Origin of the sequence: Paraburkholderia phytofirmans, assembly GCF_046028095.1 — a bacterium.
In the GTDB taxonomy this organism is placed as follows: domain Bacteria; phylum Pseudomonadota; class Gammaproteobacteria; order Burkholderiales; family Burkholderiaceae; genus Paraburkholderia; species Paraburkholderia phytofirmans_A.
In genome coordinates this window covers 555,467-578,454 of record NZ_JAQQDJ010000004.1, presented here as the reverse complement: position 1 = coordinate 578,454, position 22,988 = coordinate 555,467, and the positions used below count along the sequence as shown (strand labels likewise).

18 protein-coding genes are annotated in these 22,988 nt (G+C 54.9%); 1 reads left to right on the top strand and 17 read right to left on the bottom strand.

The window, feature by feature from the left end:
* Positions 1 to 340: 340 nt before the first annotated feature.
* The 14 genes from PQR54_RS15295 to PQR54_RS15230 form a co-directional block, all read right to left on the bottom strand.
* A complete protein-coding gene (locus tag PQR54_RS15295) occupies positions 341 to 1,474 on the bottom strand; it encodes a sialidase family protein (protein ID WP_408246959.1) in 1,134 nt (377 codons plus the stop codon).
* Positions 1,475 to 1,531: 57 nt separating this feature from the next.
* A complete protein-coding gene (locus PQR54_RS15290) occupies positions 1,532 to 2,410 on the bottom strand; it encodes a hypothetical protein (protein WP_408246957.1) in 879 nt (292 codons plus the stop codon).
* A gap of 364 nt (positions 2,411 to 2,774) precedes the next feature.
* The gene (locus tag PQR54_RS15285; protein ID WP_408246955.1) at positions 2,775 to 5,009 is read right to left on the bottom strand and encodes a polysaccharide biosynthesis tyrosine autokinase; all 2,235 of its coding nucleotides are present in this window, start codon (positions 5,007 to 5,009) and stop codon (positions 2,775 to 2,777) included.
* A gap of 48 nt (positions 5,010 to 5,057) precedes the next feature.
* Positions 5,058 to 5,495 carry a low molecular weight protein-tyrosine-phosphatase gene (locus PQR54_RS15280; protein WP_408246953.1) on the bottom strand — a complete coding sequence of 146 codons (438 nt, stop codon included), beginning with the start codon at positions 5,493 to 5,495 and terminating at the stop codon, positions 5,058 to 5,060.
* A complete protein-coding gene (locus PQR54_RS15275) occupies positions 5,492 to 6,661 on the bottom strand; it encodes a polysaccharide biosynthesis/export family protein (protein ID WP_408246950.1) in 1,170 nt (389 codons plus the stop codon). The genes PQR54_RS15280 and PQR54_RS15275 overlap by 4 nt, the downstream gene beginning before the upstream one ends.
* Positions 6,662 to 7,037: 376 nt before the next feature.
* Positions 7,038 to 7,982, bottom strand: a complete 945-nt coding sequence (locus PQR54_RS15270) for a glycosyltransferase (protein WP_408247185.1) — start codon at positions 7,980 to 7,982, stop codon at positions 7,038 to 7,040.
* A 199-nt stretch (positions 7,983 to 8,181) separates the two neighbouring features.
* Entirely contained in the window at positions 8,182 to 9,027 is an 846-nt protein-coding gene (gene kdsA / locus PQR54_RS15265) for a 3-deoxy-8-phosphooctulonate synthase (RefSeq protein ID WP_408246948.1), read from the bottom strand.
* A gap of 63 nt (positions 9,028 to 9,090) precedes the next feature.
* The gene (locus tag PQR54_RS15260; protein WP_408246946.1) at positions 9,091 to 10,287 is read right to left on the bottom strand and encodes a capsular polysaccharide export protein, LipB/KpsS family; all 1,197 of its coding nucleotides are present in this window, start codon (positions 10,285 to 10,287) and stop codon (positions 9,091 to 9,093) included.
* Between the two features lie 7 nt (positions 10,288 to 10,294).
* Entirely contained in the window at positions 10,295 to 11,533 is a 1,239-nt protein-coding gene (locus PQR54_RS15255) for a lipopolysaccharide biosynthesis protein (protein WP_408246944.1), read from the bottom strand.
* A gap of 31 nt (positions 11,534 to 11,564) precedes the next feature.
* Positions 11,565 to 12,686, bottom strand: coding sequence for a glycosyltransferase (locus tag PQR54_RS15250; protein ID WP_408246942.1), 1,122 nt, complete (start codon positions 12,684 to 12,686; stop codon positions 11,565 to 11,567).
* Between the two features lie 277 nt (positions 12,687 to 12,963).
* Positions 12,964 to 13,698 carry a carboxypeptidase regulatory-like domain-containing protein gene (locus PQR54_RS15245; protein WP_408246941.1) on the bottom strand — a complete coding sequence of 245 codons (735 nt, stop codon included), beginning with the start codon at positions 13,696 to 13,698 and terminating at the stop codon, positions 12,964 to 12,966.
* 18 nt (positions 13,699 to 13,716) lie between these two features.
* Positions 13,717 to 16,095, bottom strand: a complete 2,379-nt coding sequence (locus tag PQR54_RS15240) for a YjbH domain-containing protein (RefSeq protein ID WP_408246939.1) — start codon at positions 16,093 to 16,095, stop codon at positions 13,717 to 13,719.
* A gap of 20 nt (positions 16,096 to 16,115) precedes the next feature.
* Entirely contained in the window at positions 16,116 to 17,495 is a 1,380-nt protein-coding gene (locus tag PQR54_RS15235) for an undecaprenyl-phosphate glucose phosphotransferase (protein ID WP_408247183.1), read from the bottom strand.
* 604 nt (positions 17,496 to 18,099) lie between these two features.
* Complete coding sequence (locus tag PQR54_RS15230) at positions 18,100 to 18,810, bottom strand: EAL domain-containing protein (RefSeq protein WP_408247181.1); 711 nt, start codon at positions 18,808 to 18,810, stop codon at positions 18,100 to 18,102.
* Between the two features lie 513 nt (positions 18,811 to 19,323).
* Here PQR54_RS15230 and PQR54_RS15225 point away from each other — a divergent pair.
* The gene (locus PQR54_RS15225) at positions 19,324 to 19,602 is read left to right on the top strand and encodes a transposase (RefSeq protein WP_408246937.1); all 279 of its coding nucleotides are present in this window, start codon (positions 19,324 to 19,326) and stop codon (positions 19,600 to 19,602) included.
* Positions 19,603 to 19,684: 82 nt separating this feature from the next.
* On the opposite strand, the gene PQR54_RS15220 is transcribed toward PQR54_RS15225, so the two are convergent.
* The 3 genes from PQR54_RS15220 to PQR54_RS15210 form a co-directional block, all read right to left on the bottom strand.
* Positions 19,685 to 20,665, bottom strand: coding sequence for an ABC transporter substrate-binding protein (locus PQR54_RS15220; protein ID WP_408247179.1), 981 nt, complete (start codon positions 20,663 to 20,665; stop codon positions 19,685 to 19,687).
* Positions 20,666 to 20,880: 215 nt separating this feature from the next.
* Positions 20,881 to 22,275, bottom strand: a complete 1,395-nt coding sequence (locus PQR54_RS15215) for a sensor histidine kinase (RefSeq protein ID WP_408246935.1) — start codon at positions 22,273 to 22,275, stop codon at positions 20,881 to 20,883.
* Complete coding sequence (locus PQR54_RS15210) at positions 22,268 to 22,942, bottom strand: response regulator (RefSeq protein ID WP_408247177.1); 675 nt, start codon at positions 22,940 to 22,942, stop codon at positions 22,268 to 22,270. Before PQR54_RS15210 ends, PQR54_RS15215 begins: the two co-directional genes overlap by 8 nt.
* Positions 22,943 to 22,988 lie beyond the last annotated feature (46 nt).

Genomic DNA, 22,988 nt, shown 5'->3' with positions numbered 1-22,988 from the left:
TGCGGAGACAAAGCGATATCGGCGTCTTTCACAAAGGCAAGTCTGCTCGGTAAATGTTGGTCGGCGTATCCTTTCACAGCCTTTACCGTCCTCACCTATTGCGTGGTAAGGCAAAGAGGCAATTGGCATCTGACGTCAAAGTTACGCGCTTCAACGGTTACTCCCGAGGCTCTTGACTACAAGATTCATTAGCGATAGGCAAGCTGAGAAAATCTCTTCAAAGACAGACAATGAACGTCAAAGCGGCCCCGAGAGTCATGCGTAACCGCTTAATAAAGTGGCGACGTCCTCTACTTGAACCGGCAGGAGAGTCCTCATTCAGGATGTGGCGCGTTCCTTTTCACGGCTCCGCAAATTTAGGGATCCGCAAAAACATAATGTAGTTTGAGTTGTGCTGGCTCTCGGCGCCGCCGTGATCGTCATTATAGGCCGTGCGTATGACCGAAACGATGTCCCTACCGTCGAATTGCCAATCGGCATACTGAAATCCGTGATGCGACCGATCAGGGTGCTGCAGCAAAATCCGCTGCACTTTCCAAGTTCGTAAATCTAGCGACCAAATCAATGCAAGGGAATTTCTAACGCGCTCTAGATTGGTTCGCCCATCATCATTCGACACCGCATTCGTGATCGACCAGTATCGCTGCGTTTGTGGATCGAAACGGACCGTGAATTTTTTTCCTCCTCCAGGGAAATCGATAAATCCGGATGCCGGATTAAATAACAGCGTTCGGCGATCCTGCGCAAAATTTATCACCGCCGCCTTTTCTGGGCCTACTGTCGTGTTGACGCGGAGAAGGACCGCCGGCAGTTCCCCACGGGTCGCCACCACATTTCCCTCTTCCCAAGACAGAAACTTTCCGTCTAACCACTCTTTGTTAGACGCTAACTCCGTGGACACGGTCCAGTTTCTAGTGTCAAGAATATCGCCGCCTGATGGTGCTGACATTACTATTTCGCGCAAGTCGTCGCCGTCGATGACCTCAAATGTGCGCCAGACACGTCCGTGATCGACCAAAACTGGGACCGGTCCGGTAATGTATCGCCCACGCGTTGGGAATCGCCCATCAGCATCGGTAGTTGGAGCGGTCCATGTCGAGCCGTTGTCCTTAGAACGGCGAATCACCGGCCTACCAATCGCTCGATCGGTTCCAATTATGTAAAGGAAGCCCTTGAGAACGAAAAGCGAAGACCAGTATTGACCATGCAAAGCCGTCAGTGTTTTCCAGTTCCTTCCCTTATCGGAGGACGCGAGTAGCGTTGCGGTGTCAGAATTTGACGACGGACCAAATGTGTCATACGACGCTACGTAGCTCCCATTAGGCAAAATGACTATGGACGGTGACCCAAGATAGACTTTCGTGGACGCCGGACTAAATGCGAGCACCTTTCCGCCTAACGAAGCGGGCAATACTTGCCCGAAAGCTGACAATACGGAAGCTAGATACAGGACACACCCGAACCAATGTTTCATGCTAGACCTACCTATAATCCTACTTCTCCAAAGCCTACGAAACAGAGCAAACGGGCTTCAGCTACGCAAGCGAAAGACTGTCGGCTGGATCACCTGCCGCGAAAGCACCAAAAACATAAGAATCGTTAGCCAGAACATTCCATATAAAACGTGATATTTGAACAGAAGAATTGCAAACAAGTAAAATATGTATTGTCTGCGGCCTTTCACCCAGAACATGTAGAGCAGCCCCCCCCCAAAAACTAATGTGCCAAAACCACCGGCTGCAAAGACTATGTAGACATAGAATGAGCTGTCGCGAACATTAAAGCCGCGAAGATGCGTTTTTCCGACATTATTCTGTTCGTTCCAGAAAAGCCCGTTCCCGAACACATTCGACAAAACATCTCTTGTTTCGATCTCGTTAAATACCAGAGTTCGACTAGCAATCGCGTCATAATCAACCGATTGGTTTACGCGCAAGTCGTACACCTGATATAGGGGTGGAATACTCAGCAGAGCGACAACAAACGCGGCGAGTCTGACTTTGTTCGAAACTTGGCCAAATATAACGTATAGGACACATATCATTGCAACGATAATCATCGCCGCAACGGAAAAACTAAGAAGTGCGGTGCCAAACGCCACGACAAAAGGAACGGTCACTCGGCGCTTCAGCAGCAGAAGAAGAGTGCCGCACGGTACAACAGTCATCGCATAAAAGGACGGCTCCGAATACAAACCGAGGGCCCGAATCGAAATCAAACTGTCATTCAAGGCTTTTGTGGCATAAAGCGCCTCTGCGTCAGTCTCGCGAACGTAATTATCAAAATCGATGAAATGACCTGTGGTGAGGTAATATGCAAGCTGAAACAGAAAAAAAGCAGCGTGCGTATAAATCAAAAACTGGCACGCCCACTCCACAGAAACTCTATTTAAAACATCGCTTGAAAGCATCCAATATATCAAGCAAATGTACGCCTGTATCAACAAAAATTTAATGTACGAATTAATATAAAAGTCGCCAAACGCAGAAACTACAAAAGCGAAGAATGCAGTAAGCCACCAGTACGTTGCTATGCGAACCAAGCTCTCCGTGCGCCTACTCAATGTAGGAGAATTGAGGAAGGCGAGTAAGCACACGAGAACGTATGAAATCGCGGTCGCGCGCACGCTAAACGCATTCAACGAAAAGAAGAAGGTGCTTAACGAAAATATAGCTGATGACACACGTCGGTGTCGCATCTTTAATTCCTGAAATTCACATTCGCGGAGCAAGCAACTAGACCCGATCTGCACGTCATTTTGCTGCTCACTAGGGCTAGCGATCGTTACCATAATCGTACGCCGCGTACCGATAACTACCGTAACGAGAACCGTACCCATAGCGACCGTGTTTCGGATTCACGCCGTTAAAAATCACACCGTTTGTGTTTATTCCATTTTGCGACAAGCGCTTGGCCGCCTCGGAAATCTCACCCAGCCGAGTGACTCCCGACCGCGCAACAATAAACGTGGATCCCGCGAACGCAGCGATCGTCGCAGTGTCGGACACGGCCAAGATTGGTGGCGAATCGATCAATACAATGTCGTAGTTCCGCGAACATTCAGCCAGAATCTCCTTCAAGGCAGGTCGAAGAAGTAGCTCCGACGGATTCTGAGGAATTGCCCCTGTCGAAACAAAATCCAACTTGTCCAATACGTTGGAGTGGACCACATCCGCAAGTGACGCTGAATGGACAATGACATCGGACAGTCCTGCACCTCGAGCCACTCCAAACGTCTCATGAAGATGTCCCCTGCGCATGTCAGCATCAATTAAAAGCACCCGTTTTCCGCCCATGGAAAGCACCGCCGCGAGATTAGATGAAATGAAGCTCTTCCCAATGCCCGGTGCCGGACCGCCCACGACAACTACATTGTTTCTTGCCTCTAAAAGAGCGAACTGCATTGCCGTCCGAAGGCTACGGATGCTCTCCACCGCGGGATCATTGGGAAATCGGGTCGACAGGAGAAGGGACGCAGCGTTACTGCTCGAAATATCACGGGTAATCACTTTTTGTTGCTCACAAAGGGGAACAATTGCTGACACTGTCATACCCAGACGACGTTCAATTTCGTTGGAGTCTGATATGCCGTGGAACAAAATTGCCCGCCCAAGAGAGATCCCCATTCCCCCCATCAGTCCAAGTAAAAGCGACGCAATTACCACCAACGGCTTTTTTGGCCTAACCGGAATTTCTGGGATTAATGCTGTGTCGACAAGGCGAACATTGCCAACTTTTCCAGCGCGAACTAATTGAAGCTGTTGCACGTTGTTGAGAAGCCCTGTATATAGATCTGTGTTGACCTTCAAATCCGTCATGATCTGCACCGTTTCCTGCTGTAGCTCAGGCAAGCGCTTGATTTGAGCTTCCGCACTCGTTCGGTAGCTGCCAAGCGCTGTGATCTGCCGATCAATCGCAACCACGCTGGGGTGCGTATCGGCAAATCGCGTAACGAGTTCATGGCGTTTCTCCTGCAATTCCAGGAGGCGAGTTCTAGCATCGGCGGATTGAGCCAGCGCGAGTTTGGCCTCTTCGTTGAGATCAACAGTTCCCCGTTGATCTCTCAGCTTTGTTAGTTTCTGCTCGGACTCAGTTAGCTGCCTTTTTAGTTCTGGCAACTGCGTACTCAGAAATGCAAGGGATTGGGCAGCCTCCTCCGATTTTCGGTCAACATTTTGTCTAATGTACTGCCGCCCGATCTCGTTCAAAATTGCACTTACCAATAGAGGGTCGTTGCCGCGCAAGCTTGCAACCACAACATCCGATTGCTTGATTTTCTCCTGCACATCGAGTGCATCTTGCAGGTCAGCGATGGTCTCAAGGCGAGATTTGCGCACCAAAACAAATGTCGTACCCGACTGCGCCTGCGCACCCGCCACTTTCAATTCAATAACACCCTTTGCGGTGCTAAAGCGCTGCAGGACACCTAGCCGTCCTTCAATGGGTGCGTCGAGGTCAGACTGTTCGAGTCGGAAATGATCCTTGGATAGGATGGTAAGTTTGAAAGTACTGTCTTCCATCCGCATTGGAACATTGAAGATTGGCACGTCGATACTTTCTTGGGCCCACGCGAAACCACCGTATCCGAAGATACCGGGACGCGACAATCCATCATTCCTTCGAGATACCCAGTCACCAATAATTGGAAATCGAAGTGGTCTGGCCTGGATGAACAAATGGAGCGAATCGACAGTGCGCGAGACGACAAGCTGCGATGCCAAAATCTGTGTTTCTGCAGCTGCCGATGACTTCACATCAAACAGTGAAGACACGTCGCCAATCAAACTTTTTGCTGCAGACGTATCCGGATTGTCTTCAACCTGAACCAAAATGCTGGTCTCGTACACTGGCGCCGCGAAAAGTGCGTAGCCGATTCCGATTATCACAAAAATTATTGTGACTACCGCGATCGTCCATTTGTTCTCGACTACTGTGTCGAGAACTTGCAGAAAGTCCGTACTTTCTTCGTCGCCATGTACAATCTGCTGCGGCTCAGTCAGTTGGTTCATAATAGTTCTCAAAATCCGTTGGCCTATTTGACTAGCTTATTTTCAAGTTCACCCGATCGACAGGATTCTTTTGACCCATTCCGATACGCCGACTTGAATGCTGTTAGCGCACTGCTCAAAAACATCTCTCGACTGTCGATACGGATCGGCAACATCAAACCTACCAAACTCTCCCAGCCGGTAAACCCGCCCCTTAAAAGATGGGAAATTTGCCTCGACGTATCGTCGTTGGTGACTGTCCATTACCAAAACTAGGTCGGCATCGACAAACATCTTGTGGGAGATCTGTTGAGCCCGATGTGCCTGTATAGAAATGCCTCTCGTCGACATGACTTCGCAGGCGTAATCTGCTGGCGGCATTCCCACGAGCGCATTCAGTCCCGCCGAACTTACCGTCCGGTCTGGTAATACCGCCTTTAGCATCGCCTCAGCCATTGGGCTCCGGCAAATATTGCCTTCGCAAAGGAAAAGTATTCGTTGGGTCACTTTGTTACGATCGCCGCAGTAAGACCAGCATTGATAGCCGGCAACAACAGAGTCAACACGCGATTGAAACGAACCAGCCCGTTACCGTCGACGTAGACAATGTCTTTAGGTTTCAAAGGAAACTCGTTCGCAAGCACCATCGCCACCGGAGATCGAGCGTCCAGATGGAAGACTTCCGGCGCTCCGTCGAGCGATCCGCGGACAACATACAATTGCGCAGCATCCGCCGAATTGGAATTCAGACTTCCGGCCTGCGCCAGAGCTTCACTCAAACTCAATGATCCGGTAGTGCGCGGAATAGCCGTCACAGGCTTATTCACCTCGCCCATCACGAAGACACCGAATTCGTCTCTTGGCGGAATTCGCAACACGTCACCGTCTTTCAGTATGATCTGCGATGGATCCAGTTTCCCGCTTCTCGCACTGGACATGTCGATCACCGTAGTGATCGATTTGCGCTTCAATTCAACGTGACTCTGATCTGCAGTCGACGAAAACCCACCCGCCCGACTGATGGCATCAACCAGGTTCATCTGTATATCGTTGATGACTTGAGTACCTGGCGCATGCACTTCCCCTTCGATATAAACACGCTGAGAGCGGAAGGATGCGACGCGAACGGTTACTTGCGGATCACGAAATGCCTTGGTGAACGACTCCGACAGAATGGCTTGTACCTGCTCGGGTCGCAAGCCAGCCACGTGTATTCGGCCCGCGTACGGGAATACCAGGTAGCCTGCGTCATCCACGACGAAACCCGGCGGCGCATCGGAGGGCCGCGCGGCTGCTTGGGTCTGGCCGCCCAACGCAGCAGCTAGTTCGGGGTGGTCCCAAACTGTTATTTGAAGCACGTCGCCAGCGCCGATTTTGTATGAACCCCCAGCGCTCTCCAGACGGCTCGAGTCGAGATCGACGCTTCGGCTGGACTCGCGGATCTTCTTGATCAGCGATAAATCGATATCGATAATCGGAACGGAAAGCTGCGCTTCCGTCGGATTGGAAGCGGTGGCCGAATTCGCAATGCTGGGCGGCCTTTCCATTCTCATTCCTGGCGCGGCCGCGCATCCTGCGAGAAACGCCACAGCGATCAGGCATGAGGTCACGCGCGCCGCGATAGAGCGGCGAGACGCACCGACGCCCGATAAACAGCTGGTCTTAACTGACATTAATTTCCCCGTATGGCCTATAGCTTTTTATCTTCACCATCTAACAGACGGCTGAGATTAAGCACTAACCGTGCCAATGTAAAATCGTCGGGAAACGCCGATAGAATGGACCGCTCCGGCTATGTGTTCTGCGCTTTGACGGAACACGTAACGTTACGCGTTGCGTAACAGGGCCGATTGCGGAACGTGGTCGAGGAGGCAATGGCGCTCGGCCTCCGCAGGCTGGCCGCATACACGAGCCGCTTAAGTATGGTCTTGCGGTCTGCGTCAGCCAATTGGTCAACACAGGCTAACAAGCGTCTACGCGCGAACGCATTCCGCCCGCCGCGCGAAACCGTTCCATGTCATTCGGTCAATACCACCGCATTTTTCTTTCTTAAAACATGCTTTCAATATCTGCTCGTCGAATGATTTCATTCCAGCGCAGCATATGCAGTTTACCGGGATCGTTCGGCAGACTAACAATCAATCTTTCACGATCCAATCTGTCAAAAATCGTCGGCCCAGTGATCAAACAATTAATGCCGAATTTGTTTATCACATCGATGTTGGAACGCGAGTCATTGCACACAATCGGTTTGCCTAACGCAGCATATTCCAGCAATTTTGTCGGAGCCTGAACGTTGTATGGCCGAACACTCGGAATCGTCGATACAGCGAAGCGGCTTTTCCGAACAACTGCCAACGCATTGCGTTGAGGCAAACGACCAGTAAACGTCACCCCCGGCGCGCCTTCGAAGCGCTCAACGATACACTTTTCGGCGTCGCCCACAAGAATCAGTGTTTCATCAGATCTCCGAAAACGACAAAACCCATCGAGAAAGGAATCAAATCCTCTTTCACGCGAAATCTCGCCTATGTAACAGAACGTCGCTGAAGGTACATCATCTGCGATCGCATCTTCGTTCATGCTGAAAATCCAGTCAGGAACTCCCATTGGAAGAATTACGCTTTTTCCGTTGCCACTGAAACCCATCATCTTTTCCATCTCTGCCGTCTGAAAGATGCGCAAAGCTGGCGTGGGTTGGAGATGTCGCTTCACCCGATCCTTTAAACTGGCGCATCGGCCTACCGACAGAGACCTGTAATCGTGAATCACGAGCCTTGCATCGAATTTCGTGGGGTAGAATCCCATAATGCACCAGACCACAGTGCGCTTTCGCACATCCTTTGGAATTTTCGCATAATCCCGCTTGCTACCCGACATAACATGGAATCCGAGGTCGCCAAAATATGAAGCATATGCGGCTATCTCGGGATAATTCGCCTTACCCGGATGAACTATAAATATAGTCTTGCTAGCAGCTGAATCATGGATCATTTTTAACGACCTTCTAAATATAGAATTACTTTCAATGCCGACAAATCTCAATCCCAACAAAGACCCCGCACAAAAATTGCCGGAATAAATAGTAATTATTGTTTCCTGCAAGACGCCTACGACAAATTTCCCTCCGCGAACCAGCAAGACGCCGATGCGCAGCCTGTCCATCAGCGAAAGATCGAGCCCCGTGTCACCGCTATTCGATCTCCAGTCGAGGCAACGACTTCACAAGATCGTCAACTGCTTTGACTTGAACCAGGAACGCCTCCAGAGCGGCCAATGGCAATGCACTCGCTCCGTCACAAAGTGCTTCTTCCGGATTGGGATGCGCCTCCAGAAAAAGCCCACTCAGACCAACGGCCATCCCGGCTCTCGCGAGATGTAGGACTTGCCGGCGTCGTCCGCTCGACGCCTCGCTGAACGCGTCTCTGCATTGGAGACTATGAGTCACGTCAAATATCAACGGACAACCTCCCGTCGCCTCACTCATCAGCCCGAATCCGAGCATGTCGACAATGAGGTTGTCATATCCAAATGAGGTTCCGCGCTCGCAGAGGATTATTTGGTCGTTACCCGCCTCACGGCATTTTCGAACGATATGTTTCATCTGCGTCGGGCTAATGAATTGCGGCTTCTTTACGTTAATCGGTTTGCCGACTTCGGCGATAGCCGTGATCAGATCCGTTTGTCGCGCAAGGAACGCCGGAACCTGCAACACATCTACCACTTCGCCGACCAGCGGCGCCTGGAATACTTCGTGAACGTCGGTGATGATTGGGATATCGAATTCCTGCTTGATTTTTCGGAAAATATCTAATCCGGCGTCTAACCCGACGCCTCGGTAAGACCGCATGGATGAGCGGTTGGCCTTGTCAAAAGACGCTTTAAACACAAATGGAATGCCGAGTTTGCTGGTCACTCGCACGAACTCGGAACAGGCACGCAAAGTCAGGTCCACACTCTCCAAAACGTTCAGGCCGCCGAACAAGACAAACGGCTGATTTTCCCCAACGACAATATGCTGGCCAATCTTGACATTCATACTATTTTCTCTAATATAATTTTAGTTCAGCAATTCAAATCGCAAAATATCCAAAAATTCAAATTATCGATTTAACAGTGCCTTCGCCGCATCGGCAGAGACTGCGCCACTCCCGAAATAATCGATACCATCTACCAGGAAATGATGAATGTACTTTTTTAGCCGGTCGCCGTCGAAATCCCGATAAAAGGATCGCCCCAACGTAATCACCTTCTTGTTGTACATCAACGCCTCCAGACCCACGGTTGAATTAATCGTCACAACCGAATGCGCATTCCTTACAAGATCCAGAGTGGCGGAAGAGACAATATCGAAATTCAGTTTCGAGCTTAAATCGCAAATTTGCCGCAATTCGCCTCGATCAGTCTCGGCCGGATGAACCTTGACAAACAGCTCAGCGCCGATCTTCTCGGCATAACCCACGGCCTGACGAATCGCTTCTATACTGGTCACGTCGGAATGGAGTTTTAGCTGCGTATCCGCCGACACCTGTAGGGGAAGAAATACGTAGATGCGCTTTGCCAACTCGTCACCGGAGTAACATTTCGATCCATGAATTTTCGGGACGGCGTTGCTAAACTTTAGAACATTGGATGTGTTGAGCACGGCCCCCCGCCCAACGATTTTTATAAGCAGATTAATCGCCGAAATCAATTTCCGGCTCAGACGGAACCGCGACTGAGGTAGCGGCGCTTTTTTTGATTGCTCATACCGTCGAAACCAGGCCTCGTGGGCATCCATCGACGGCAACGGAAGAGCGTCCAATCGATGCGGCAAAGAGGCAATTGACGAGAGAGCATTCACCCCTTCTCGATCCACAAACAGTTTGGACGGCAGATTCGAAATTTCCAGAAAGATCGTTTCTACACCGTGCCGATTGCATGCCTCGGTAACGGCTCGCCCGAGTAGTTGCTGACCATTCCAGATCAGACACCGCGCGACGTTAATAGACCTGATGATTTTCGCCATCGCGGCCTCGATTGCCGCGGCATCCCTTCTCGCTTGGAGCGGCGAGATGTGCCCGTTGAGAACCTCGATAGCATTTTTCCAATAGCCATCTTCTGCGCGCAGCGGAGAGTTCTCCAACCTCAGAGCCTTGCGACGCACGAATACCGACGGAATGTTAGACAGCACTGCGAGAGCGTGGGCAAGAGGCTCTGTTGTAAGAAAGTAGAACTGGTGATCGCTTCTCAGGTTCTCTACCAACCGCAAGAAGAAGTAACATCTTTCCATCGAATCGATAACTACGACGATCATCATTCCCCCGTCAAATTAGACAATCCAACACGGCCCGGTACCCCGAAGTCCTCGAGCTTGCAGCCCGAGCGGTTACCGTCACACCCCATACCGTGACGATCGCCCCCACGATCGAAAATATCGCCACGCTGACGATGGCAGATAAGTTCAAAGCATGCGTCGCGTATAACGTGGCAAGCAAGACGCCGCCTGACCACAATTGGAATAAGAAATCCAGCTTCTGCTTTCGCACCGCCAGAAAAACCTGCGAAAGTGGAACGTACAAAATCTGCACAGAAAACAGCGGGATCAGGAAATAAAAGAACGGCGTGGCGCCATCCCACTTCGCGCCAAGGAACAGCTCAACGACCGGTTCGAAGAGAACGAATGCAAGGAACGCATAAACCAGGCTGACCGCGATCAAGCCCCGCGCATAGGTTCGGTAGACCTGGACTAGCTCGTCTCCATCCGGGTTTGTACGGACCGCGCCGAGCGCATCCCTTCGAAACACTCCGCCGATGCTTTGACCGACAAGTGAAACCGGGGAAAAGCCTAGCCGGTAAGCCACTGCGAAATAACCCGCTTCCTTCGCCCCGTACCACGAAGGGACGGCGATCGCTAGTGCGTAGGTCATAACCGACCCGAAGACAGTCGCGGGAAGGATATATGCGGCAAATCGGCGATTCACCGAATAGAATTTCGGATCGAATGTGACCCGATAACCCTTCGACCACCCATTGCATAGTGTCGCGGTCAATGCCAATAGCCCTATAACGGTATTGACGATCGTATAGGCAAGAAATGGCTCAGCCTTGAGCCAGCCCCGAAATGGACTGGCCACACACACGAGCAACCCGACATTCACCGCTATTCTTGCTAGCGCAATCAATCCATAGCGTTTCAGGCTGTTCAGATATGCCGCAGCCAGGTTGAATATGAATGTGGCGATCGCATACAGTTCGACCAGAAGCAAATGATGCCGCCCGCACGCCAGCAAGACCGCGGCAACTGCGGTAGCGATGGCCGCGCCCAACGCGAGTACGTGAACCAGCGACTCGAAAGAAACTTCCGATCTGTCAGACAGGCAGGCTAATTCATAACGCAATGCCAGCAGTGTTCCCGCCAAAGTACCTAGCGCGACTGAGCCGTTGAATTGCCCCAGAATTTCTGGACCGCGCTCCCGGCCCAGCAACACAATGCTGAGAAACAACAGGACCTGCGCCGTAACAACGCCGCTCATCGAAACTAGCGAGTCTTTAATCCTGACCATTCGCTTGTCCGCCTTCTGATTCCAAGTGTGTCTATGAAAGTTTGGACAGACCGTAAACAGCCTCTTGCCGACCGAGTAGACTGCGATAGATATTCAACGTCGAGTTGGTCATTCTAGAGGCGGTGAACTCATTGAAGAATTTGGTCGACCCGTTCGCGCCCATTGTTACCCATTCCTCTTTTGTTTTGCTCAGAATGCAATCGGCAAGAGCTTTACTGTCCTCGACCGGGAAAAGACATCCCGTTACACCATTGACGACAACCTCTGGCAGCGACGAACAATCGCTGGCAATAACGGGCAGTCCGTGACTCATACCCTCGAGTGGCACCATCGCAAAGCCTTCCCATCGGCTCGGCACAACCAGAACATGTGCTGCCGCAAAGACAGGTCCCAGACTTTCGGCATCAAGCCAACCCAAATATCTGACGTTCTTCTGAGGAACAGGAACGACCGCACCATTTACCGGCTCACCTACGGCAACCAACTCCACCGGGTAGTCCTCCAGTAGATTCATCGCGGCAAGAAGTACGTCGAAGCCCTTTTGCCGATCGAAGCGACCGACGAACAGCAAATGAAGCGGAGATTCCGTCTCGCATGAACGAAGCTCTCGCAGTTGCTTGGGATGCTGTATCCCGTTGTGCACCAGGATCAACTTTTCCGCTTTCAACCCTGCACGAAGCGCCAACTGCCGCTCATGCTGGCTAACGCAAATGATCACATCCGTAAAAAGCGCGAGCAGATTTTCCACAGTTCTGTACATCAGCAGCCAGGACTTCGATGTTTTCATCAGGAACGGAAAGGCGTGGGGGCAATAAACAACCTTCGGGCGCACGACCACAGCGAGGGGAACCAAGCATAGGCGCCCGACTACACCAGCGAACGAACTGTGAAGGTGAACCACATCAGGGCGTTCCCTTAAAACTACGGTGACAAAAGCTGTCAGGAAGCGCCACAGCGAAATGAAATTTCGACCGGAACGCTCAAAGCAATGGATAGTATCCGCGCCAAGCGACGGGAGTTCATCTCGATGGTGCGCCGGAACAAGGCATGAGATTCCACGTACATCCTGTTCGTTGACGTGCGCCAGCATAAGTTGACGCATAACAGTTGCTACCCCGCCTTTTATGGTCTCTGCGGCATGTAGTATTTTCATTTCCCCGGCCCCCAGCCGATCCCTCTCGTTCTTGTCATTTCGCTATTCGCGTATCAACGTCTCTAGCGTGCTAACCCTTTAAAGCGTCTTCACCACCTGCAGCGCACGGCTCTCGCGTCGGCCTAGCTACCCGGTGCTTGATCCAGAGACATCACCTCGCTTGCTCATCGCAAATCGATGTGCGTAAAGCACTTGAGGTCTTCCATAAAGCCGCGGGAACCTGGAACTGCGCGCTGCCATCATCGAGAGTCAGTGCGCCCGTCCCAGGTTATGTGGTCTATTTGCTATTGGTCCCCGCCCCTCCCGTTCCGCCAGTTCCTCCCGTCGCCCCAGTGTTACCACCCGAAATCGGCGCCGCCGCCCCTGCCGCCACCGCCGCTGCAGCCAACGCCGGAGCCGGTTGCCCATCGCTCGTGATCGCGCCCGCGGCCATCAACGTTTCAAGATCCGCGTCCGCACCAGGTGAACCGGGCGTAAACGCAACCGTCAAAAACGACGATGACGACAGCGTGATCCCATACGTCTTCTGGATCAGTTGCACCACAGCCGCCTGGGCATTCGCAATCACCGTGCTATTCGTCAGTGCACTCTGAAATGAAACGTTGGAAGAGATGCCGGACAGCAACCCACTCACCGTCGTCCCCAACTGCCCAGCCAGATAACTCAAAAGCAATTCCGTCAGCGGCGTCACGTTGAACGTACCCGCACCGGCCGCAAACGAATGAATCGCGATCGCGCCGCTCGACGCGGTAATCGCACAAGGACCGTCGAAATTAAACTTCGCCGAATAAGCGCCGTTCGCATTCGCCGTCGCACTTCCATTACCGTTCTTGCAAGTCAGGACAACGCTCGCATTTGCCAGCGCTGCACCCACGGCCGCCGTACCGCTGACCGTAGCGCCCGGCGAACCGCCGCTATCATGACCACCACCGCAAGCCACCAGCGCACTAGCCGCAAGAACCATCGATCCGAACTGCAGCGTGCGCAGCGTGGCGCCGTTAAGAAGCTTCATCGCTATCTCCAAAGAAGATCATTCACAATTGACTGGCACAACTACCGGTGCATCGCTAACACCCTTCAACCCGTTCCCGTAGGCGTCGCGACAAAGCGCGATGCGCGTTGAAAGCTCTCTTGCGTCCGGCTGAGGTTGCGTTCTATTCGCGCCGCCATCGCGCCGTCCATACCGCAAATACGCATCTCGCATCCGATAAAGCTGCGTGGAGAAGTACTCTCCACTAAAGCGCCCTTGATTCAACAGGATCTGCTGCGTGCTATAGGGGAAGCTCATGCTCTCTGCCCCGTTCGCCGACAGATAATTCGTCGATCCAACCCGCGTACGAAAATCCAGATCGAACTGCCCCGTCCCGTCCACCTGACTGATCCCCGGCTTCATACCCTGCCGCAGCGTGAGCGGAAAGCTCACCGCAGCGCCCACAAACGTGCCTTGCCCGCTATGCTCGCCGTGCACGCTGACGGACACGTCGTCGAACCAGCGCGTGAACGTCGCGACCGGACCTTTGTCCCCACCGACAAAGCGCGCGACGCCTGCCTCGATCCACAGCTTCCAGGACGGCTGCACCCAGCGGTACGTCAGTTGCGCGGTCTTCTCACTCGGCAAGGTGTCGTGGCCGGGTTCATGATGCAAATAAGCGAGGCGCAAACGGATCAGGTCGGGCCGACCGGGCACGAACACAGTCGTTTCGTTTTGCACGCCGACATACGAGTAGTCGAACTTGCCCACCGTGGCCACGTTGAAAACCCCCGGCATAATCCAGAAGCTCTGTGCCAACGCAACCGCATTCAGCCCCCCACGCAAGCGATAGTCACTAAAAACACGACCCTCATCCATATTCTTCGTGTTGTAGAGCGGTGCGATATAGCTCGCGTATAACTCCGCGCCGCGCCAGAGTGGGACGAATCCCTCGATGTTGGCACCGAGAGATACATCAAAGACGCCGTACTCAGTACCGTACAGATAGCTCACTATCGGTTCGATCTGAATGCGCGTCAGCCCATGCGTGTGCTCATTGCCATGCCATGCGATAGCGTCCGGGTCATATGTCGGCCGCGTGCTCATCGTCAGCGAGGCGCTGGCGGCTGAAGGCGCACCGCCTGCAATGAACTGCGCAAACGCCGCCCGATCGACCACGACTTCGCCCAACGGCTCATTCGCCTTCTTGATGACCACGTGAATCTTCTCTGTACCGTGTGGCGCATTCACGCTGGCCACACCGAGCACAATGCCAATTGCGTCCGCCTCGTTCTGGTTGTAACGATGGTTTTCATATTCGACGACCAGGTCACGCCCACTCACGCCGACACGTACACGCTCCAGACCTGCTGCAAAAAGTTGCGCGGCAATTTCGTCGAGTGCGGATGTATCGAGCGCATCCGGCATGGCAGGAGCCGGCAAATCCAACGATCTGGCGGGCGCGATTTCACTCAGCATTACCGATGCATACGACTGCAGTGGAGGCACGTACGCGATCGGCGCACCGGCAAGCGCGCTCACGCTGCTTGCCGAGTCCCGCACGTCGATAGGCTTCAGACTTGCGAGCCTGATCGGCACTTGCTCGTCATCCTCTGCCGCTTGCACCGGCAACGCTTGCGGCCCCTCGCACAATCCCTCGGTACAACGCTGCGCACTAAAGCGCTTGCCCAACGGAATCTGAATACCCACGGAAAACGACGTGCGCGGCGAAACGCCGTTTGTCGAACGGATCGAGCGCATCAACGTGCCGGTCACGTTTGCATCGGCGAGCCAGCTAATTCGTGGCGACTGGTAACGGACGCCCGCATAAGGCGTTCTCGAATCGTCTTCCGCCAACAGCGACAAGCCGGTATTCCAGAGCGATAACTGCGCACCGCCGAAAAATCCGTCGAGCCGATCTCCTTGTCCATAACCGGCAGTCAACGTCACCGGCCCCAACGCCTGTGACACCACGCCGTATTTCGAGCGGAAGAAATGCGTCTGTCCGCCTATGTCCGTCACACCGAATGCGATGCTCGGCTGATACTTAAAGAACTTCGGCACTTCGATTTTTACGTCACCCATCAGGTGACGAAACAAAAAATGGTCCGCATTCGTAAAGGGCGCGTGAACATTCCCCGGATAATTCGCAAGCCCGCCGGAAAGCTCGACATACGGCAACAGCCCGACGGCGCCCCAATACATCTGCGAATCGGTCGCCTGTTTCCCGTAGCGCGGATCGATATAGTTGTTGTACTGCGCTTCCACCGTACCTTCCGGCAATGCAAACGCATACGGAATGACGAGCCCACCCGCCTGACCCAATGCGTTTAGCGCGGGTTCCACAGCGAATGCCGAGGCCGGGAATGTCAGTGAAACTGCCAAGGCCACTGCTCTCCGAGCCGATAGTCGTGTTGGTCCGCGCAATGTCGTGGCCATGTTTTGTTGTTGTGGGTCCGTCAATACGCGTTGCTATGGACGAAGCCCTTCGCAATCGTCGCGACGACAATCCTCATGTCGAAGCCGAATGACCAGTTACGCAGGTAGTACAAATCGTGTTCGACGCGCCCTTGCATCTTCTCGATCTGATCCGTTTCCCCGCGGAACCCGTTGATCTGCGCCCATCCAGTGATGCCCGGCTTGATGCGGTAACGGTGGATATATCCGTTGACTACTTTCTGATAGAGCTCATCGTGTTCGATTGCATGCGGCCGCGGTCCGACGACCGACATGTCGCCGCAGAGCACATTGAAGAATTGCGGAAGCTCATCGAGACTCGTACGCCTGAGAAACGCCCCGACTCGTGTGATCCGGGGATCACCCTTCGTGGCCTGCTTGACGACACCTGACTCGACTGCATGAGAGCGCATCGAGCGAAACTTGTAGATCCTGAAGATACGACCATCCGCGCCCTTACGCTTCTGCGTGAAGAACACCGGGCCTCGCGACGACAACTTCACCGCGGTAGCAATGGCGATCAGCAGCGGCGCGAGTGCAATGAGCGCAAGCGCGGCGAATATGCGATCAAATATCTCCTTCTTCAACAACGCGCGTGCAGGCACAGGTGACGCCACCAGATTGATAGCTGGCATACCGATCAAATCGATCACGTCGCTATCGAATAGCGCAACGCTGCGCATGTCCGGCACAAATCGCACGTTCACAAGATCGTCGCGGAACTCACTCACGAAACGAGAGATGGCCTGTTCTTCCGACAACGGCAGTGCGAGCCACAACTCCTGCACGCCGTGGGATCTGACGTGCGCAGCAAATTTGTCGATGTCGTCAAAAACCGGCACGCCCGATCCGACGACTCCCACAACCGGCCGCAGATCGAATGCCACCACCGCGCGAAAACCGCTAGACGGCGAACTTTCGATATTGCGTACCACCTGCTGGCAATGGGCGCCGCATCCGACCACAGCGACTCTGCGCAGATTAAGACCCGCATTGCGGATTCGGTCTAGCACGATATGTACGGCAACGCGCGAGACAATCAGCGCGCCGCCACTCAGCGCAGTCCAATACGCGAACCAAAGGCGTGACACATAGTCCGTACGATGCAGCGAGAACATCAACACGAGACCGCAACCCTGAACAATGAGCCACGCCAACGACACCTGTCCGATCAGCCGCCACATGGCGCGTCCGCGCCATGAACCATAAACGCCGAGCACTGGAAATAGGACCAGCGTGGAAGCCGCCGCAAACGTAACGAACCCACTGTCGATCCGACCTGGCGCGAGATCTCCGAACCGCACTTGCGCCGCGGCCAACGCACCCAGCACGACTAGCATCACGTCGAGCAAGCGCGCGATAGGGCTTTGCAACCCCGATATCGTCCTTATCTGCGGCCTGAAATTCGCCGTATCCATTTTTATCCCCGCGCTGGTCTCTCGCGCCAAACGTTTATATCGAGTTGCTGAGCCTGCCGTGCCCTCAACAGCTCTCATATCCTGCTTCCAGCACCACGTTATTCACGACAACAGCACCCCGGCGCGGATAACGTGGTTTCGTTCAACGGGCCGCGCGACAAGCCGACCGGTTGAACGCAAATAAAAAATGGGGGATTTTTTCGACATGCCTCGCGCGTCCGGCTTAATCTGGACACGCCGACACCACGCAAACACAGCGCGATCTTCGGCGGAAGACCGCATCGTTCTGCGTTGAGAAGACCGCCTGATAACCCCCGATCAGGCGATCGTTTGAGACAGAATTCGCTGCAACCTATGTTTCTACTTCCAGCGCTTTTTGTGCAGCGCGCAACCTATAAAGCACCAAGCGTGCCAATTGATTTTTTATTCTTTTAATCGTCAGCGCCTATTCCCTGAAGGGCGCGTCCACACTTGATCTGTGAAGATAAATTCAGCACGATGAACTGTCTGCAGACGTCGATCAGAATGCGATGCGCCACGCGACGTTACGTAACGTCGGGCGCACTTGTCACCCCTTCCGCCGTAGCGCCAACACACTCGCCAACCCCGCCTGCGGACGCGCGAACAACAACCCCTGCACCAGCGCCTCCGGCCATCGGCTCAGCCACTGAAACTGTTCTTGAGTATCGACGCCGCTCACCACCACTCGCATATCGAGTGCGTGCAGCAGGTCCATGATCGCGGTCATCACCGCCGCGCCACGCTTATCACCCGGAACCGCCGCCATCAACTCCCGCGCGACAGTGACGGTGTCGACATTGAGCGACCCGAGCAATGCGAGCGACGACGCGCCATTACCCCATTTGCCTATTGAAAGACCAACATCTGCTTCGCGAAGTCCCTCAGTCAACGTACGCAAAGACAATAACTTTGCTGCTTCTACGCTATCGGTAACTTCAATTTCAAGCAGAGACGCCGGCACGCCATACGAACCGGCCACTCGCACGAGTTCCTCTGCGAACGAATCGAGCAACGCCACTTGAGCGGGCACCGTGATCGCGATCGGCGGCAACGGCAACTTCGCAGCGAGAGCGTCGCCCAATTCACGGCACACGCCGTCCACGATGAACGAGACCATCTCGCGCGCAACTTCCGGATGTTCGAGCGGCATCATGAAGATGCCCGGCAACAGCAAGCCGTAATCCGGATGCGTCCATCGAACTTGCGCTTCAAGGCGCGCCAATACACCACTCGCCGCGCTATAAGCGCCTTGAAACACGAGATGGAATTCGCCCGCATGCAGTCCGTCGAGGACACGCCGTTCGAGTTCGCTCAGGCCCAAGGAAGCATCGCCGGATGTGTCCGCGTTATTCTGCGCAACACGGTCGATGCGTGAGTCCAACGTGTTGGCAAGCGATACGGGTTGTGCATAGTCGAGCGTGTACATAACGGAAACGGGTTATTCAACCCCGCCCACGTATGCACATGTCGTGCCAAGTACACCGGTCTAATGCGTAAAGAGAGTGGAATAAAGATAAGAAAACCACGCCGCACGGGCGTTCCCGAGGAAAAGAAAGAATCCCGCGGCGGAGCGAATTTGCATTGCCAAACGTTTGCGCGAATCCGTGCGTAACGTAGCATTCCTCGTGACGTTACGCTGCTTCGCTCGCCACGTGATTGCGTGCGAAGACCTCCAGCAAGACAATTTGACCGAGCGGAATAGATTGACTAGTATCAGTGCCAACCGCAGCACGTAAATACTAATAACACCCACAGTACTCAGACCAGCTCGATGCTAGAAATCCCACTTTCAGACGCCGATTGGGCCCGCGTCCAAAGTCTTTTCCCCGTGCTATCGTCAACACGTGGACGGCCTCGCCGTAGCGATCGCGACATCCTCAACGCGATACTCTGGTTGCAGCAACGAAAGGAGAAATGGCACAGGCTTCCAGCGACTTTCCCGCCGCAACAGACTTGCTATCTTCGGTACATGGCGTGGAAGAAGACAGGCGTGCTGGAACAGGTGAACGAGCGCCTTCCTCTGCACGACCCGGAGATTTCGAACGTTTGATTAATACGTTTTAATTGGTTCGGATCTGCAGCAATAGAGGCGCACGTGCGCCTCGTCGAGACAGAAGCAGCCGGTTTCCGTCTTACGGCCTCACTTCATTGACGAACTGATTGCTGAAGGTTCTCGACAGATCGATATGACGCCCCTTCACCGAAGGGTTGAAACCCGCCAGCACCTTGAGCACCGTTTCCGGCCCGTCGGCTGGCATCTTGCCGTCGGCGGTGTACATCGGCAACGAGGCCTTCAACGCGTTCACATAGAGCGCCTTGTCATTGCCGATGTAGTCTGTCGGCATCTGCGCGGCGATCTCTTCGGCGCTATGTGTGTTCAGGTATCGCAACGTTTTCACAAATGCGCGTGCGAGCTTGGCCGCCTCTTGCGGGTGCTTGTCGAGCCACGCGCTCTGCACATACAGGCTTGAAGAGGGATACGTTCCGCCGAGCGCGGCGCGCGTGCCTTCGACATTACGCATGTCCACCAGTACCTTGGCGTCACCGGATTTGAGCAGCTGCGAGACAGTCGGTTCGGTGGTCATGCCCGCGTCGATTCGCCCTTGCCGGATCGCGGCGATAAAGCTGTTGTCCGCGCCCACCGGCAGCACCGTGTACTGTGAACGCGACACGCCTTTGAGGCTGGCGAGGTACTGGGTGAGAAAGTTGGTCGAAGAACCGAGCCCCGTCACGCCGAGCGTTTTACCCTTCGCGTCGGCCATGCTTCTGATCGAATCGGCCGCCTTGGTCGCGACCATCTCCACTTCGCCGGGCACCTGGCCGAACACGACGATCGCCTTGATTTCCTTACCCTTGGCTTGCAGATCGATCGCGTGATCGTAGAAGCCGACCACGGCCTGCACGCCGCCCGCGAGCAGTTCATTCTCCGCATCGACGCCCGCCGGCTGCGATTGCAGTTCGACGTCGAGCCCTTCCGCCTTGAAATAGCCGAGCTGTTCGGTCAGGCGTGCGGGCAGATAGATGAGCTTGGTAATGCCGCCCACCATGATGACGATTTTTTCGGGCGCGTCCGCCCGCGCGGGCGCAGCCTGCTGGGCGAGCAGGAAGATCATGAGCGACGCCGCGACGGCGGCATGGACGGCGCGCGAAACGCGCGTCACAGCATGAGGCATGGTGAGGATGTCTCCGTTGTTTTTCCGCATCCGCGGTCGGCGCCTGAAGAATCGCCTGCAAAAATTCCAGGCGCGCGAATCCTTCTCAAAGCTTTCGCCAATGCCTTTGCGGTCCTGATTGTGTGTTTGTCCTGAGTCGCGATGAAATAGCGGCTTTAACCGGCCTTAAAACGCTCTGCCGCGGCTCGCGGAAACACCACGCTGATGTGCACGCCTTTGCCGCCCTCGCCCGGCTTGAGCGTGATCCCGCCATGATGGGCGTCCGCGATTTCACGCACGATGGCGAGGCCCAAACCGGTGCCCTCCGTATCCGCCGACGCCCGGAAGAACGGCTCGAACACGCGCCCGCGCGACTCGGCCGGAATGCCGGGGCCATCGTCCAGCACGCTTACGGTGACCGTATCGGCGTCGGCGCTCACGCCCACGGTGACATGACCGCCGCTGCCCGTATAGCGGATCGCGTTCTCCGCGAGATTGGCAATCAACGCCTGCAATAGCCCACGATGCCCCGCCACCGGCGCGGCACCGTTCAGTTCGGCGCCTAGATCGATGTCTCCGGCCTGTGCGAGCAACGCGAGGTCCTCCACGACTTCCAATGCGAGCGGCACGAGGTCCACCGTTTCCACGGCGAGTTGCGTGTTGTCGGCGGCCTCGGCTTGCGCGAGCAGCAGCAGCTTGTTCGTGAGACCCACCATCGAACGATTACTGCGATGCATGGCGGCCAGTGCTTCATCGAGCGCGGGATTCAAGTCCTCCTGCTGGCGAGCGAACTGCAATTGCGTGCCGAGCAAAGTGAGCGGCGTGCGCAATTGATGCGCGGCATCGGCGATAAAGCGGCGTTGCGCGGCCACCTGCACGCCGAGCCGCGCGATGCATTGATTGATTGCTTCCACGATCGGCCGCAACTCGGTATGCAGACGCTCGACGCGAATCGGCTCCAGTTGCATCGGGTCGCGATCCGCCACCTCCTCTTTCACTTTCATCAGCGGCCGTAACTCGAACGTGAGGCCGATGCAAACCAACGCGACCGCCAGCACGATCATCTCGATCTGCCGCACGAGTTGCGGTTGCCACAATTGCTCAGCCATGGCGTCACGCGAACGCACGGTTTTGCCGACGGTCACGCGCACGCGGCGCGTCGCGCCGTTGTCGTACATGAGGCGCACGAGCCCGACCGCCCGCACATTGTGGCCTTGCAGATGGGTGTCGTAGTGATCCGGCGTATCGGGCGCCTGCACCGGACGCGTCGGGAAATCGGGCGTTCCTGCGAGCAGCCGTCCGTCGTCGACCTGTACGCTGTAGAACACCTGATCGCGATAAGGCGACACGAATACTTCGAGCGCGGCGGGCGGCACATCCACGCGCAGGAAACCATCCACCCATTCCACTTCTCCCGCGATCATGCGCGCCGACGAGATCAATTGATTGTCCTGCACCAGATCCGCCGTGCGCCGCGCATTGTCGTATTCAGCCTTGCCGGTCACGAACACGTACAACGCGAGTGGCACCAGCAGCCACCACAGCAGACGCATGCGCAGACTATTAGTCATCTTCTTTCTTGCGCAGCAGATAACCGAGCCCGCGCAGCGTGACGATCGCCGCCGAACTGCCGTCGAGTTTCTTGCGCAGACGCGAAATGTAGATTTCGACGGCGTCTTCACTCGGCTCGTTGGCCAGCGTGAAGATCGCGTCGACCAGCGCCGGCTTCGTGACGGTTTTGCCCAGACGCAGGATCAACGTTTCGAGTACCGAGCGCTCGCGTGGCGTGACGTTCAGCGGCGCGCCCTTCAGCGTGAACTGCCGCGTGTCGATGTCGAACGCGAGATCGCCGCACACCACTTCGCTCGCCTTCGAGGGTGACTGCCTGCGGATCGCCACCTTGATCCGCGCGATCAACTCGCGCACTTCGAACGGCTTGACGAGGTAATCGTCCGCGCCGGCGCCGAGCAGTTCCACTTTCTCGTCGATCGAACCGCTCGCCGTCAGAATCAGCACCGGCGTCGCGTCGCCACGCTGACGCAGACGCCGCAGCACGTTCTTGCCCGACAGCTTGGGCAAATTCAGGTCTAGCAGGATTACGTCGTAGTGGTTGGTGCGCAGCAACTGGTCGGCGGCGTCGCCGTCCTGCACGGCGTCGAGCGCGAACGCCTCATGCTCCAGCATCTTCGCGAGCCAGTGCGCCAGCGTGGGGTTGTCTTCGATGAGCAGCAGCTTCATGGCGGGAACGGCAAAAGTCAGGCCGTTGATTGTGCCGTAAAACAAG